Origin of the sequence: Streptomyces litchfieldiae (genome assembly GCF_031845365.1) — a bacterium.
Taxonomy (GTDB): domain Bacteria; phylum Actinomycetota; class Actinomycetes; order Streptomycetales; family Streptomycetaceae; genus Streptomyces; species Streptomyces litchfieldiae.
The window spans coordinates 553,284-566,303 of the sequence record NZ_JAVREL010000001.1 but is presented as its reverse complement, the minus strand read 5'-3'; the positions used below and the strand labels follow the sequence as shown (position 1 = coordinate 566,303).

The 13,020-nt window shown below is 74.3% G+C and carries 9 protein-coding genes and 2 pseudogenes; 3 read left to right on the top strand and 8 right to left on the bottom strand.

The features are described 5' to 3' along the window. Positions 1-19: 19 nt before the first annotated feature. Both RM590_RS02650 and RM590_RS02645 read right to left on the bottom strand, forming a co-directional pair. Positions 20-1,453, bottom strand: coding sequence for a flotillin family protein (locus tag RM590_RS02650; protein WP_311702674.1), 1,434 nt, complete (start codon positions 1,451-1,453; stop codon positions 20-22). A 67-nt stretch (positions 1,454-1,520) separates the two neighbouring features. Then, positions 1,521-2,015 (bottom strand): hypothetical protein, encoded by a 495-nt coding sequence (locus tag RM590_RS02645; protein WP_311702673.1) that lies wholly within the window; start codon positions 2,013-2,015, stop codon positions 1,521-1,523. 202 nt (positions 2,016-2,217) lie between these two features. Between RM590_RS02645 and RM590_RS02640 the strand changes: the two genes are divergently transcribed. Beyond that, positions 2,218-3,570: an FG-GAP and VCBS repeat-containing protein gene (locus tag RM590_RS02640; protein ID WP_311702672.1), complete on the top strand. Its 1,353-nt coding sequence runs from the start codon at positions 2,218-2,220 to the stop codon at positions 3,568-3,570. A gap of 18 nt (positions 3,571-3,588) precedes the next feature. Here the strand turns inward: RM590_RS02640 and RM590_RS02635 are convergent, their stop codons facing one another. Then, on the bottom strand, positions 3,589-4,764 hold the full coding sequence (locus RM590_RS02635; RefSeq protein WP_311702671.1) for a MalY/PatB family protein: 1,176 nt from the start codon (positions 4,762-4,764) through the stop codon (positions 3,589-3,591). A 102-nt stretch (positions 4,765-4,866) separates the two neighbouring features. Here RM590_RS02635 and RM590_RS02630 point away from each other — a divergent pair, with 102 nt between their 5' ends. Continuing rightward, positions 4,867-6,048, top strand: coding sequence for a CapA family protein (locus tag RM590_RS02630; RefSeq protein ID WP_311702670.1), 1,182 nt, complete (start codon positions 4,867-4,869; stop codon positions 6,046-6,048). A gap of 430 nt (positions 6,049-6,478) precedes the next feature. Further along, positions 6,479-7,222 (top strand): annotated as a pseudogene (locus RM590_RS02625) (pectate lyase family protein); the annotation flags it as partial. A 225-nt stretch (positions 7,223-7,447) separates the two neighbouring features. Here RM590_RS02625 and RM590_RS35950 read toward each other — a convergent pair. The 5 genes and pseudogenes from RM590_RS35950 to RM590_RS02600 form a co-directional block, all read right to left on the bottom strand. Next, a pseudogene (locus RM590_RS35950) lies at positions 7,448-7,597 on the bottom strand (FGGY-family carbohydrate kinase); the annotation flags it as partial. 198 nt (positions 7,598-7,795) lie between these two features. After that, on the bottom strand, positions 7,796-9,082 hold the full coding sequence (locus tag RM590_RS02615; RefSeq protein WP_311702669.1) for a PQQ-binding-like beta-propeller repeat protein: 1,287 nt from the start codon (positions 9,080-9,082) through the stop codon (positions 7,796-7,798). 149 nt (positions 9,083-9,231) lie between these two features. Further along, entirely contained in the window at positions 9,232-10,527 is a 1,296-nt protein-coding gene (locus RM590_RS02610) for an ABC transporter substrate-binding protein (RefSeq protein ID WP_311702668.1), read from the bottom strand. After that, positions 10,524-11,507 (bottom strand): hypothetical protein, encoded by a 984-nt coding sequence (locus RM590_RS02605; protein ID WP_311702667.1) that lies wholly within the window; start codon positions 11,505-11,507, stop codon positions 10,524-10,526. The genes RM590_RS02610 and RM590_RS02605 overlap by 4 nt, the downstream gene beginning before the upstream one ends. Then, on the bottom strand, positions 11,504-13,003 hold the full coding sequence (locus RM590_RS02600) for a VWA domain-containing protein (RefSeq protein ID WP_311702666.1): 1,500 nt from the start codon (positions 13,001-13,003) through the stop codon (positions 11,504-11,506). The genes RM590_RS02605 and RM590_RS02600 overlap by 4 nt, the downstream gene beginning before the upstream one ends. Between the last annotated feature and the right edge of the window lie 17 nt (positions 13,004-13,020).

Here is a 13,020-nt window from a genome sequence, read left to right as displayed (position 1 = left end):
CGCGGGCCGGCTCCCGTGCTCAGCCGGCGAGTTCCACCTGCTCGACGGGACCGTCCGCCGCGCCGGGCGCCGGGGCGCCGCCGGCCGTGCGGGCGGCCAGCCCCGACAGCAGGGCCGCGAGGTCAACGCCCGTGGTGGAGCTGAGGAGTTCCATCCCCTGGGTGACGTTGTCCGCGACCGTCCGGGGCAGTTGGCCCGCGCCGTCCGTGGAGATCACCGTCAGCTTGTCGATCGCGGCCATCGGCTCGGCCGCCTTGCCGACCACCTGCGGCAGCACCTCGATCAGCATCTGGAGCACGGCCGCGTCCCCGTACCGCGCGAACGCGTCGGCCTTCTGCCGCATCGCGTCGGCCTCCGCGCCGCCGACGGCGGCCGTCGCCGCGGCCTGCGCCTCGCCCTCCAGCCGGGCCGCCTCCGCCAGCGCCGCCCGGCGCAGCTTCTCGCCCTCGCCGGTCAGCCGGGCGCGTTCCGCCTCCGCCTGCGCGGCGGCGATCTCCGCGACCCGCCTGGCCTCCGCCTCCTGCTCGGCGCGGTATCGCTCTGCGTCCGCCGGCTTGCGCACCTCGGTGTCCAACTGCCGGTCCTTCAGGGCTGCCTGGCGCTGCGCCACCTTCTCCTGTTCCGCCAGCACCTCCTGCTGGCGGGCGGCGTCCGCCAGCGGACCGGCCGCGTTGGCCTTCGCCGAGGCCGCGTCGATCTCCTCCTTGATCTCCGCCTGCCGCAGGTACAGCGTGCGCTGCGCGATCGCGATCTCCTCCTCGGCGCGCAGCCGCGCCTGCTCGGCCGTGCGCCGCGCCTCCGCCTCGGCGATGTCCGCCTCCTGCCGGGCCCGCGCCGCCTCCGGGCGCCCAAGGTCGTCCAGATAGCTGCCCTCGGCGCTGATGTCCTGGATCTGGAACGTGTCGAGCACCAGGCCCTGCCCGGACAGGCTGGCCTCCGCCTCCTCCGCGACCTGCGCGGCGAACGCGGCCCGGTCCCGGATGACGTCCTCCACGGCCATCCGTCCGACGATGGCGCGCAGCGCGCCGGACAGCACCTCCTGGGTGAACGGCACAACCCCGTCCTGCTGGCGCAGGAACCGCTGCGCGGCCGAACGGATGGCCTGCTCGCTGCCGCCGACCTTGACGATGGCGACCCCGTCGAGGTTGACCTTGACCCCGCGCAGCGTGACCGCGCCGCGCACCGCGATCGGGATGTGCCGGCTGGACAGGTCCATCACATGCAGGTGCTGCACCAGCGGCACCACGAAGACGCCGCCGCCGACCACGACCTTCTGGCCACTGGTGTCGTGCGTGACCTGGCCGGTGACGGGATCGGTGGACTTCCGGCCGCGGCGGCCGGTGACGATGAACGCCTCGTTCGGCCCGGCGACCTTGTACCGCGAGACCACGACAAGGGCGAGCAGCACCAGGAGGGCGACCACCCCCACGACTGAGACGACGACCGGACTCATTACTTCCCCTCCGTTTGTTTCCGTCAACGCGCTCGGCGCGCCCAACCCGCCCGGCCGAGCCGGGAGTTCAGCGCTCGACCTCGCGCACTTCCAGGGCGGTGGCCGACAGCACGCCGGCCACCCACACCTCCGCCCCGGCCGGCACGGCCCGGGTGCTGCGGGCGCTGTACTTCACGTGAAGTCCCGCCACGTTCAACAGGACTTCGCCGTACCCCCCGCCGCCGGGAATCGGCGTGACGACGGCCCCCGAGACGCCGACGAGGTCAGAACCCCGCGGCGCCGCACCCGTCTGATCACGCATCAGTGCCCGGCTCACGCGCACCACCACCCAGGCCGTGCCACCCCCCGCCGCCACCCCCACCGCGGCGGCCCCAGCGGCTCCGAACCCGGTCGCCGCGAGCGTGACCGCCCCGGTGAACCCGAGCATGGAGACGAACGCGGCCATGGCCGGCAACGACAGCACGCCGTCGAGGTCGAGCACCCCGTCGAGCACGCCGTCGAAGACCACCGCGAGGAGCAGCAGAACCAGCCCGGCGATGCCGAGACCAAGAAACCACTCCATCGCGACCTCCCTCGAGATCCGCTTTTCCGCTGGTGACAGTGATGGTCCCACTCGACATGCACGGTTCACATTGCCGCTGTCCGGCAATCATGACGACCTTTTAATGCCGGTGGCGCGCGCCGGATGCCCGGGGACAACCGCCGGGCCCGCTCGGTGGTCCAACGACGCACAACCAGCCCAACACCCCGTTCAGGAGGAGCAGATGCGTTTACCCAGAACCCGGGCCGTCGTCGTCGGCGTCACCGCCGTGGCCGCCGTGGGCCTCGCGCCCGCACCGGCCGCCGCGCGCCCCGCCGTTGACCCCGCCGTCCCGCCCGCCGCGGGCTCCGACGACATCAACGGCGACGGCCACCGCGACTACGTCCAGTACGCGGACTGGCTGCCGGGCGTCGGCTACGCCGGCGGCGTGCGGATCACCTACGGCACTGCCTCCGGCCCGGGCACCGTGACCCAGGACGTGCACCAGGAGACCCCGGGAATCCCCGGCCAGCACCTCGGCGGCGACGACATGTTCGGCAGCCGGCTCGCGGTCGGCGACTTCAACGGGGACGGCTACGGCGACATCGTCGCCGGCTCGCTGGGCGCGGAGACCGCCCCCACGCTGACCGGCACGCTGGTCATCCTGTGGGGGAGCGCCTCCGGTGTCTCGGGTGGCACGGCCCTGCCGCACGGCGAACTGCCGCCGGGCGGCCCGCACTACGGCGAGGAGCTGGCCACCGGCGACTTCGACGGCGACGGCCACCCGGACATCGCCGCCGCCACCGGGGACGGTGTCCGGATCCTGCACGGCCCGTTCACCCCGGCCGGGGGCACCGGCCCGGTGACGCGCGAGAGCCGGGCCGACTTCTTCACGCACAGCCTGGTCGCGGGCGACCTCACCGGCGACGGCACGGCCGAACTCGTCGTCATCGGCGCCCAGTTCGGCGGGAATCCGGGCGCGACGGACGCCTGGCTCCCGGGCGGCGCCACGCTGCGGCTGGATCCCTCCACCGCCGCCACCGGCGAAGCCGTGGGCGTGGTCGCCGACTTCGACCAGGACGGCTACGGCGACGTGGCGTTCGGCGTGCCCACGGACGACAACTTCACCGGCGCGCTTGTCGTCTGGCCGGGCGGCCCGTCCGGTCCCGGCACCCCGGCCCGTCTCACCCAGCCCGGCACCCCGGACTACGAGGAGCGGTTCGGCCACTCCGTGTCGGCCGGCGACGTCAACGGCGACGGCTTCCCCGAGCTGGCCGTCGGCTCCCCCGGCGAGTGGGTGGACAACCAGATGTACGCGGGCGGCGTCACGGTGCTCAGCGGCGGCCCCGGCGGACTGACGGCCGCCGGCGCCCAGTGGCTGGACCGCGAGACGCCCGGCGTGCCGGAAGACGCCCAGTTCTTCGGCGAGTTCGGCAGGGACGTGCGGCTGCGCGACAGCGACGGCGACGGCCACGCCGACCTGTTCGCCGAGGGCGGCCAGCCGGCGCTGCTGCTGCCCGGCGGCTTGAGCGGCATCGACCCGGCGGCCGGGGCGACCCAGTTGCCCGGCTCGGGTTTCGTCGCGTTCCCCCAGTAGCCCGGGGCCGCCCAGGCCCTATGCCAGGGCCCGGGCCATCCGGCGCACCGCCTCGGTGAGCAGCTCCGGCGAGGTCGCCAGGTTGAGCCGCACATGACCGGCACCGCCCGTGCCGAAGTCCGCGCCGGAGCTGAGGGCGACCCGGCCGCGTTCCAGGAAACGCGCCGCCGGGTCCCCGCCCAGGCCCAGGTCGCGGCAGTCCAGCCAGGCGAGGTAGGTGCCCTGGCCGGGCCGGTGGCGCACGCCCGGCAGGTGGGTGGCCAGCAGCTCGGCCAGCAGCCGGCGGTTGCGGTCCAGGCTCGCGTTCAGTGCGTCCAGCCAGGGCCCGCCCTCGGTGAACGCCGCGATGTGCGCGACGACCCCGAGCTGGCTGGCGCCGTGCCCGGCCTCCTCCGGCATCCGGGCCAGCTCCTCGGCGGCGGCGGGCCCGGAGAGGGCCAGCGCGGCCTTGGCACCGGCCAGGTTCCACGCCTTGGACGCGGACAGCAGCGAGAACGCGTCCGCCGCGCCGGGCAGGCTCAGATAGGGCACGAAGCGGACGCCGGGGGCGACCACGGGCGCGTGGATCTCGTCGACGACCACCCGCACCCCGTGCGCCCCGGCCAGCTCGCCGACGGCGGTCAGCTCCTCGGCGGTGTGGACCGTTCCGGTCGGGTTGTGCGGGCTGCACAGCAGATACGCGGCCCGGCCGCCGCCGACCGTCGCCGCCTTGAACGCGGTCACCAGCGCGTCCGGCTCCAGCCGCCCGTCGGGGTCGAGCGGCGCCTCGATCACGCGCCGGTCCAGATGCTCGGCGAACGCGTAGAACGGCGGGTAGACCGGGGAGTTGACCACCACAGCGTCGCCCGGTCCGGTCACCAGCCGCAGCACCTCGACGATGCCGAGCATCACGTCGGGCACCAGTCGGGCCGCCGCCACATCCGGCAGCGCCCAGCCCCAGCGTTCGCGGGCGAAGCCGTCCAGCGCCTCGGCGTAGGCGGTGCCCACGGGGTAGCCGGTGTCGCCGAGCGCGACGGCCTCGGTCAGCGCCCGCGCGACGGGCCCGGCGAGCTCCGTGTCCATCTCGGCCACCCACAACGGCAGTACGTCCGGGGCATGAGTGCGCCATTTCATGCTGGTGCGCCGCCGCAGTCGCTCCAGTGACAGCCCGCTCAGCGGATCGGGAACGGCCGGCCCGGCCGGTATGCCATCCATGCGGCCCATCCTAGGTGGCGGCCTACGTCGCACTCCGTACAGATAAAAGTACGACTATCTGATCTTTCGTCCCCAAGATGACGCTGAGATAGGGAGTGCGCAGTGTCCCACCGTCTGTCCCGTTCTCTCTCACGCCGCCGGGCGGCGGCGGCCGCGCTGGCCGCCGGAGTCCTGCTCGCCGCGCTGCCCGGCTGCGGCGACGGCTCCGGATCCCTGTCGGAGACCGGCAAGGAGCGGGCGCCGGCGGCCAAGCCCGCCAAGGGCTTCACGCTCGTGGCCACCGGAGACCTCCTCGTCCACGACTCCGTCATCCGCCAGGCCCAGGCCGACGCGGGCGGCATCGGCCACGACTTCGCCCGCATGCTCGCCGCCGCCGAACCCCTGGTCTCCGGCGCCGACCTCGCCGTCTGCCACATGGAGACCGTCTACGGCGCCGACGGCGGTCCGTTCACCGGATACCCAACGTTCAAGACCCCGCCGGACCTCGCCCGGGCCGTCGCGGATGTCGGCTACGACACCTGTTCCACCGCGTCCAACCACACCCTGGACGCCGGCCCGGAGGGTGTGACCCGCACCCTGGACGCCATGGACGCCGTGGGCCTGCGGCACGCCGGCTCGGCCCGGAGCCCCGAGGAGAGCGACACCCCCGCGCTCCTCAAGGCCGGCGACGCCACCGTCGCCCACCTCGCCTACACCTACGGCACCAACGGCATCCCCATCCCCGAGGACCAGCCCTGGCTGGTCAACCTCATCGACCCGGCCCTGATCGTCGAGGACGCCCGCGCCGCGCGCGCCGCGGGCGCGGACGTCGTCGTGGTCAGCATGCACTGGGGCACCGAGTGGCAGGAGGCCCCCGACGAGCTCCAGCTCTCCCTCGCCCAGGAGCTGACCGCCTCGGCCGGCGCGGACGGGCGCCGCGACATCGACCTCATCCTCGGCACCCACGCCCATGTGCCGCAGGCGTACGAGAAGGTCAACGGCACCTGGGTCGTCTACGGCATGGGCGACCAGATCGCGGGCGTCATGAACGACCCGCGCGGCCAGTACGGCACCGCAGCCCGCTTCACCTTCACCCCGCCCGCCGAACCGAACGGCTCCTGGACGGTGTCCACGGCGGAGTACATCCCGCACGCCGTGGCCAACGACCCGATCACCCTCGTCAACCTCCCCCGGGCCCTGGAAGCGGAGCCCGGCCACCCCGAGCACACCGCCGCGCTGGAGGCGATCCGCGCGGCCGTCCTCAGCCGGGGCGCGGAGGCGGACGGGCTCACGATGGGCAGTTGAGCACCCCCGGCCCGGGAGTGGGCACCGGTGGCAACCTTTCGCGGGGCGGCGGCGACTTGAAAGCGCCGTGCCACCGTCCCGTGGGAGGCCGATCCTCGTGCGTGTCCCGTCCCTGCTCGCCGTCGCCGCGCTGCTCGCCGGCGCGTTCACCGCCGTGCCGTCCGCCGCCCAGGCCGCGCCGGGCGGGCCGCCAGGCCCCACCGGCTGGGCCTCGGTGGGGGAGGGCACCACCGGCGGCGCGGGCGCCGACAACGACAGCGTTCATGTCGTCGACACCCGCGCCGAGCTGATCGCCGCTCTCGACAACGGCGGCGACCCGACCGCACCCAAGATCATTCAAGTTCGCGGTTCCATCGCAGGGAACGAGACCGACGACGGGCGGCTTCTGGAAGCGGCGGATTACGCCCCCGGCTGGGACCTGAACCGCTACATGGCCTGCTTCGGCCCCGAGGGCACCGAGTGGCGCGACGACCGCCACTTCTGGTGCGGGGAGCAGCGGCGGCTGCGCGTCACCGGCTCCAACGCACAGAAGCGGCACATCCAGTTGGAGGTGCCGTCCAACACCACCCTGGAGGGCGTGGGCGACGACGCCTGGCTGCTCGGCGTCTACCTCTCCATCCGCACCGGCGAGAACATCATCATCCGAGACCTCCATCTGGAGGCGCCCACCGACCACTTCCCGTCCTGGGACCCCTGGGACGGCGAACAGGGCTCCAGGAACGCCCGGTTCGACGCGCTGTCGATGGTCACCGGCTCCCGGGTGTGGGTCGACCACTGCACGTTCACCGACGGCCGCTACCCCAACAGCCGGGCGCCCGAAGGCTTTCACGGCGAGCCGGTGGAGCGCCACGACGGGCTGCTGGACATGGAGGACGGCACCGACCTGGTCACCGTCTCCTTCAGCCGGTTCACCGACCACGCCAAGACGGTGCTGATCGGCTCCGGCGACGGGCAGGGCGACAAGGACCGCGGCCGGCTGCGGATCACGCTGCACCACAACCTCTTCGAGGACACCCAGCAGCGCAGCCCCCGGGTCCGCTTCGGCCAGGTCCACTCCTACAACAACTACTTCACCGGCAGCACCGACGACCCCGACTACCCGTTGCGGAGCGAGGCGGCGGGCGGTGGCGACTACTACCTGGGCGTCGGCCTGGAATCGCGGTTGGTCTCCGAGTACAACGCGTTCGAGCTGACCGGCCCGGGCGCCTCGTCCGACGTCGTGCTCGCCAACTTGAACGGCCACCAGTTCACCGACCGCGGTTCCTGGTTCAACGGCCGGCCGAGCGACTTGAACGCCCTGGCCGAGCGGAAGTTCACCGACCGCGCGGCGGCGGCCCGCGCGGCGGCCGCCGCCGACGGCCACCAGGCGGCGGATGTCGCCGCCCGCGTCGGCCATCGCGGCCAGGTTGTGCCGCACCCCGAACGCCGTACCCTCCAGCGCCGCGCGGTACGGATGGCCCCGGCCATGCCGGAGCGTCAGACCGTGAATGAGCCCGCGCGCGTCCGGGTCGAAGAACGGGGTGCGCTCGCCCGCGAAGTACGGGAGCATCACCAGCCCTTCCGCCCCCGGCGGCAGCGCCGCCGCCCCGCCGACCAGTCCACCCATGAGCTCGGCCGCACCGCCGCCCAGTTGCTCGTGGACCGGATCGCCACCCCGGGCCGGCCGGCCAGCACGGTCACGCTCGGCACCGAGCTGGCCGTGCGCGAGAGCTCGGCCGGTCGCGATCGGACGTGAACCGCCGCGTTGTCAGTCGGTTCTGGCGGGGTGGATGTCGACGTGGTCACCGGCGGCGATCAGTGCCGCGCCCGGTGCCACGACCTGCGGGGCCACGCCGGAGTCGGCCGCCACGACCTCGCCGCTGCGCGCGTCCAGGACGACCGGCCGGCCGTCGCGGTCGAGATAGATCCGGTCCCGGTACGAGGCGGTGACCTCACCGCTCCAGGTGCCGTCCCGGCCCGCCTCCCCGGCCGGCTGCCGCCACAGCACCTCGCCGGATTCCAGGTCGAACGCGAGCGCGCCGCTCTCCTCGTTGTCGCACACCACCGCGGTGATCTCCGGGTCGGGCGGGGTGCAGGTCATGTCCTTGGCCAGTCCGTCGTCGGCGGTGATGACGGGCTCGCCGGTGGCGGTCTCCACCAGCCGCGGTCCGGCCGGGTCCTCGCTCTCCTGGATGCGGAAGAGCCGCCCCATGGGCTGGAGCGACGGCGCCCCGGCGATCGGGTCGGACCACACCTCCCGGCCGTCGGCGAGCGCGACGCCGACGGTCGCGGAGCCGTCGTCCCGGGACGCCACCCCGGCGAGCGTGTCCCCGTGTCCGGCCATGAGCGCGAAGTCGTCACTCTCCCAGGCGACTTCGCGTCGCGCGAGGTCGACGACGACGGCGCCGGCCAGTTGGTTGCCGTCGGCCGGCTGGATGGCGACCAGGCCCTCGTGGACGCTGACCACTCGGGCGCTGACCTGGCCGTCCGGCGCCTCCTCCCGCCAGAAGGCGGGGGTGAACGGGACGCGGGCGAGAACGTCACCGGTCTCCGCGTGGGCGGCGACCAGTTCCAGCTCGGGGGCGCTGTCATCGCCCACCGGAATGGCGGCCAACACGGCGGGCTCGCCGTCGAGTTCGGCGAGGAGCGGGGCGACCACCCGGCGGGTCGCCGCGGCCTGCTCGGCGGCGGCGGCCTCCTCCTCGGGGGTGGTCGCGCCCTCCGCCCGCCAGGGCTCGTACCGGGCCGGTTCCTCGGTGTCGACACGGGCGGTGGCGCGGCCGGTGGTCAGGTCGACCAGGTTCAGCCCGGCCTCGTCGGCCACCCAGGCCCGTTCGCCGTGCACGACGAGCGGCGGGTGGGTGATGGGGCCGGTGTCGATCCGCGCGGCCGGTTCGGTGGCGAACTCCGTGGGCGGGCCCGCCGGTTCGGGCGACTCCTCCGCCGGCCGCTCGTCGGCCGAGTCCTCCCGCCCGGAGCCGCCGTCCCCGCCACAGCCGCCCAGCACCAGCGTTCCCGCCAGTAACGCCACCGGCCATCCGTTGCGTACGCGCATGACGCGTTCCCCTCCCCAGTAGATGCGCCGCCGGTGCGGCCCGGCCCTCCGAACCCCCCGGCCCGGTGGCCACTATGGCACTCGCCCGGGCGCGCGGTGCCGTCGGCCCACCGGGCACCGGCGGGCCCGCACGTCAACAGCGCGCCCCGTCAGTTGCACGCCTGCTCCAACCAGGCAGTGCCCTCGGGCAGTTCGTCCTGCACCCGCTGGATGTCGCCCAGCAGAACGGCGGGGTCCCGGCCCGGGTCGGCGAGGAATTCGATCACCTTCTCGGAGAAGACGTGGCCGATGGTCGGCGGCATGACGTCCGAGGCGTCCAGGCACAGCGTCTCCGCGTCCCGCAGCTCCTGGGCGAGCCGCTCGCTGACCTCGCCCCGGTAGGCGGCCGGGCCCACCGCGTTGTGCGCGGAGAACACCGGGCGCTGCTCGTGCCCCGCCCGCGCCGCCTGGGTGTCGCCGGCGGCCAGATAGCGCATGAGGGCCTCCGCCTCCTCGCTCTGGCGGAACATCGCGGCGAAGTCACCGGCGACCTCCCGGGCGCGGCCCGTTCCCTCGGCGCCGGGCAGCACCTCGGCCGAGGGCACGAAGTCCAGCCGGGCGGCCTCCTCCCCCGAGTAGAAGCTGCGGGCGAAGCTGCCCTGGTGCTCCAGCGAGCAGCCGTGCCCCGGGGCCAGCAGCAGCCCGCCGCTGCCGTCGTCCCGGCCGCGGTGGTCGGTCAGCAGTGCCTCCTCGGCCGCCCGGCCGGAGGGGTCCGACGCCAGGAACGAGCCGAAGGTGCGCCAGGCTCCCAGGACCGGCTCCGCCGTCCAGGACAGGGCCCCCGTCGCCCAGGCGTCGTACGCGGCCGGGCCCGACCGCTGGAGCAGGATGTCCTCGATCCAGTCGGTGCCCGGCCAGCCGGTGGTGGCGTCGGACAGCATCCCCAGGCACCACTGGGACGGGTCGGTGGGCGCCTCGGGCACCCCGCGCGACGCCTCGAACCACACGATGCTCTTCAGATCGACCTTGACCGGCACCCAGTAGCGGTGGTCGGGGCCGTCGCCGCGGCCGTCGTCCGGCCGCGCCAGCCAGGGATCGCCGAAGGAGTCCTCCAGCTCCACGATGTCCTCCAGCGGCTGGAGCTGGCCCTGCGCGGCGTATTCCGCGAGGTCGCCGAGCCCCGGCAGGATCGCGATGTCCGGCGGATCGCCGGACTGCACCCCGGCCAGCAGCACCTCCCGGGTCGCGGTCGTGCCCTGGTAGTCGACGGAGATGCCCGATTCCTGCTCGAACTGGACCAGTTCACGCTCGAAATCGACGCGTTCCTGATCGGTCCAGGGGCCCAGCACGGTCAGTTCGCCCTCCGCCGCGCCGGTGTCCCGCCCGCAGCCGCCCAGCGCCGGCGAGAGCAGCGCCAGCGCCAGGGCCGGGATCAGCACCCGGCGGCCGGGGGTGCGCGCCCTCACGGCCGGTGCCTGTACCGCACGGCGTGCCGGCCGATGCCCAGCCAGCACAGCAGCGCCACCGCGCCGCCCCCGACCGGGATGGCCGTGATCGCGCCCGCGCGCGTCCCGGTCTCGTTCATGTCGTCGGTCACCCGCTCGGCGACCTCGGAGGTGCGCGTTCTCAGCACATCCAGCTCCAGTTCGTCGTCGGTCGTCGTGCCGTGCAAGTCCCCGATGACCCCGGCCAGTTCCGCGTGGGCGGCGTCCAGCCGGTCCTGCGTGTGGCGCGCCGCCGGCACCGCGAACCAGGACGCCAGCAGGATCAGCGCGGCGCCCAGCAGATAGGGGTTGAGGCGCTGCGGAAAGCGCCGGTTCAACTGGCCCTGGACCACGGCCAGCAGGGCCACCAGGCTCAGCAGCGCCGCCGCGGCCCACCACCACAGCCTCTCGTGCGCGCCGGTGAACGAGGTCTCCTCGGTCAGTTCCGCGAGCTGGAGCTGTTGAAGCGCGTCCAACCGGTGCAGGATGCCGGTGTTGTCGCGGTTGAGGATCGCGTCCGCGCTGCGGAACCACGCCTCCCGCAGCACCCGCGTCCCCGCGAACGACCCCGCCCGTTCCACCGCCTCGCTGTAGGCGACGAGCAGGGCGCTGATGGTGGCCGGACCCAACTCGGCGTCCTCGCTGCCCACCTGCCGGTCGGCGATCTGCGACAGGCTCTGGGTGGCCGAGGCGATCTGCGTCCGGTACTCCTCGCCGGGGCCGACCACGTCGCTCAGCCCCTCCTCGAGGGTCTCCCGGGCGGCCAGGTGCGCGGTCATCAGCGCGGTACGGGCCGCCGCCACCTCCAGCACGGCGGGCGCGATCCGGTCGCGCACCTCGGCGGGGCGGCGGTGCAGGTCGCCATAGGCGTCGAACAGCAGCGTCGCCGTCAGCGCGGTCAGCACCAGCAGCGCCGTGAGCTGTGCCCGCAGCAGGCGCCGCGTGCCGAGCCGGCGCCTCATGGCGCGTCCGCGAACTGGTGACCGCAGTTGTTGCAGAACCGGCCCGGCCGCACCCACTCCCCGCACACCGGGCAGCACACCGGCCGGCCCTCGCTCTCCACGTTCCCCGCCCCGTCCGGCGCGGGCGGCGCCATGGAATAGCCGCTCTCCAGCAGCATCCGCTTGAGCTGCCCGGAATCCGGGTCCGCGCGCACCGTGACCCGGCCCTCGTCCGCGTCCTCGATGACCACCAGCCGCGCCAGCCGGGTCAGCCGCCGCTCGTCGCCCAGCAGCCGGGCCAGTCGGACGGCCCGGCCCAACTCCTCGGCCGCCGTGGCGAGATCGCCCGCGGCCAGCGCCCGGCAGCCGCGCTGATCCGCCTCGTTCAACGCGACGGTGTGCTTGAAGTGCTCACCCACCGGGGCCGGATTGGAAAACGGCGGCGACTCATCCGTCCAGCGCACCGTGACCGACCGCGTCTCCGGCAGCGCCACCCCCTCGGCCGCCAGCCCGACCGAGGCGATCCGGGCGCCGGGCCCGGCCCCGCCGCCGGACCTTGAACTGGCCGATTCCGCCCGCAGCCGTAGCTCGTACCAGCGCGTCTCGTCGCCCCACGCCCCGGTCGCGAAGCCGGTCACATCGCCCTCGGCCTCGTCCGTGGCGCCGACGTGCCCGGCGGCGGTGAGGTCCCGCTCGACGGGGACGAGCTGGCGGAAGAGCGAGATCCGCACCCCGGGGCCGGTCCACACCCGGATCCCGAGCTGTGGCAGCGTCCGGGCGGTGGCGGTCCGCACGATGCCGGTGAGCATCCGCGTCAGCTCCTCCGGGAACGCCGGCCCGTCGGCGCCCGGGGACGGCTCGACGGCCGCCGCCCGGCCGTTCAGCCGGCCGACGATCTCCCGAAGCTGATCGACGTCCCAGTCCTCGCCGATCGCCAGCGCGTCACAGGTGAACTCGCCCTCGCAGGCGTCCAGTACACGCCGCAGCTCGTCCTCCTCCTCGTGCCGGTCCCGGCCGTCCGTCAGCAGCAGCACATGCCGCAACGACGCGTCCGGGCGCCCGGCCAGCAGCCGGCGGGCGAGGTCCAGCCACGCGGAGATGCGGGTGCCGCCGTTGCCGTCCATAGCCCGGGCGGCGAGGCCGCCCGCCCGCCGCGTCTCCTCGTCGGCGGCCACCGTGCCGGGCCGCGACGGATAGACCACCTCGGCCGCCTCGTTGCCGCGCACCAGCGCGAAGTGCGTGCCGTCCGGCAGGAGTTCGATGGCCTTTTCCGCCGCCCGGCGGGCCGCCGCGATCGGGCGGATGCTGGGGTGCCGCATCGAGCCGGAGCAGTCGATGATGATGATCTCCGAGCGGTGCGCCGCCCGCCCGGCGGCTTCCTCGCCAAGGCCCGCCACCGTGACCTTCAGGATCACGCGCACATCGCCGCCGTCGCCGGCCGCGTACTGGTCGGCCTGGTACTCCGCGGTCAGCTCGGCGCGCGGCCCCGCGCGCTCCGCCGGTCCGGCTCCCGTCACCTTGTCTCCTCGCCGTG

Excerpts from the sequence above, each read along its gene's own strand:
- RM590_RS02650 (WP_311702674.1), bottom strand. The coding sequence starts at position 1,453 with ATGAGTCCGGTCGTCGTCTCAGTCGTGGGGGTGGTCGCCCTCCTGGTG.
- RM590_RS02645 (WP_311702673.1), bottom strand. The coding sequence starts at position 2,015 with ATGGAGTGGTTTCTTGGTCTCGGCATCGCCGGGCTGGTTCTGCTGCTC.
- RM590_RS02640 (WP_311702672.1), top strand. The coding sequence starts at position 2,218 with ATGCGTTTACCCAGAACCCGGGCCGTCGTCGTCGGCGTCACCGCCGTG.
- RM590_RS02635 (WP_311702671.1), bottom strand. The coding sequence starts at position 4,764 with ATGGATGGCATACCGGCCGGGCCGGCCGTTCCCGATCCGCTGAGCGGG.
- RM590_RS02615 (WP_311702669.1), bottom strand. The coding sequence starts at position 9,082 with ATGCGCGTACGCAACGGATGGCCGGTGGCGTTACTGGCGGGAACGCTG.
- RM590_RS02605 (WP_311702667.1), bottom strand. The coding sequence starts at position 11,507 with ATGAGGCGCCGGCTCGGCACGCGGCGCCTGCTGCGGGCACAGCTCACG.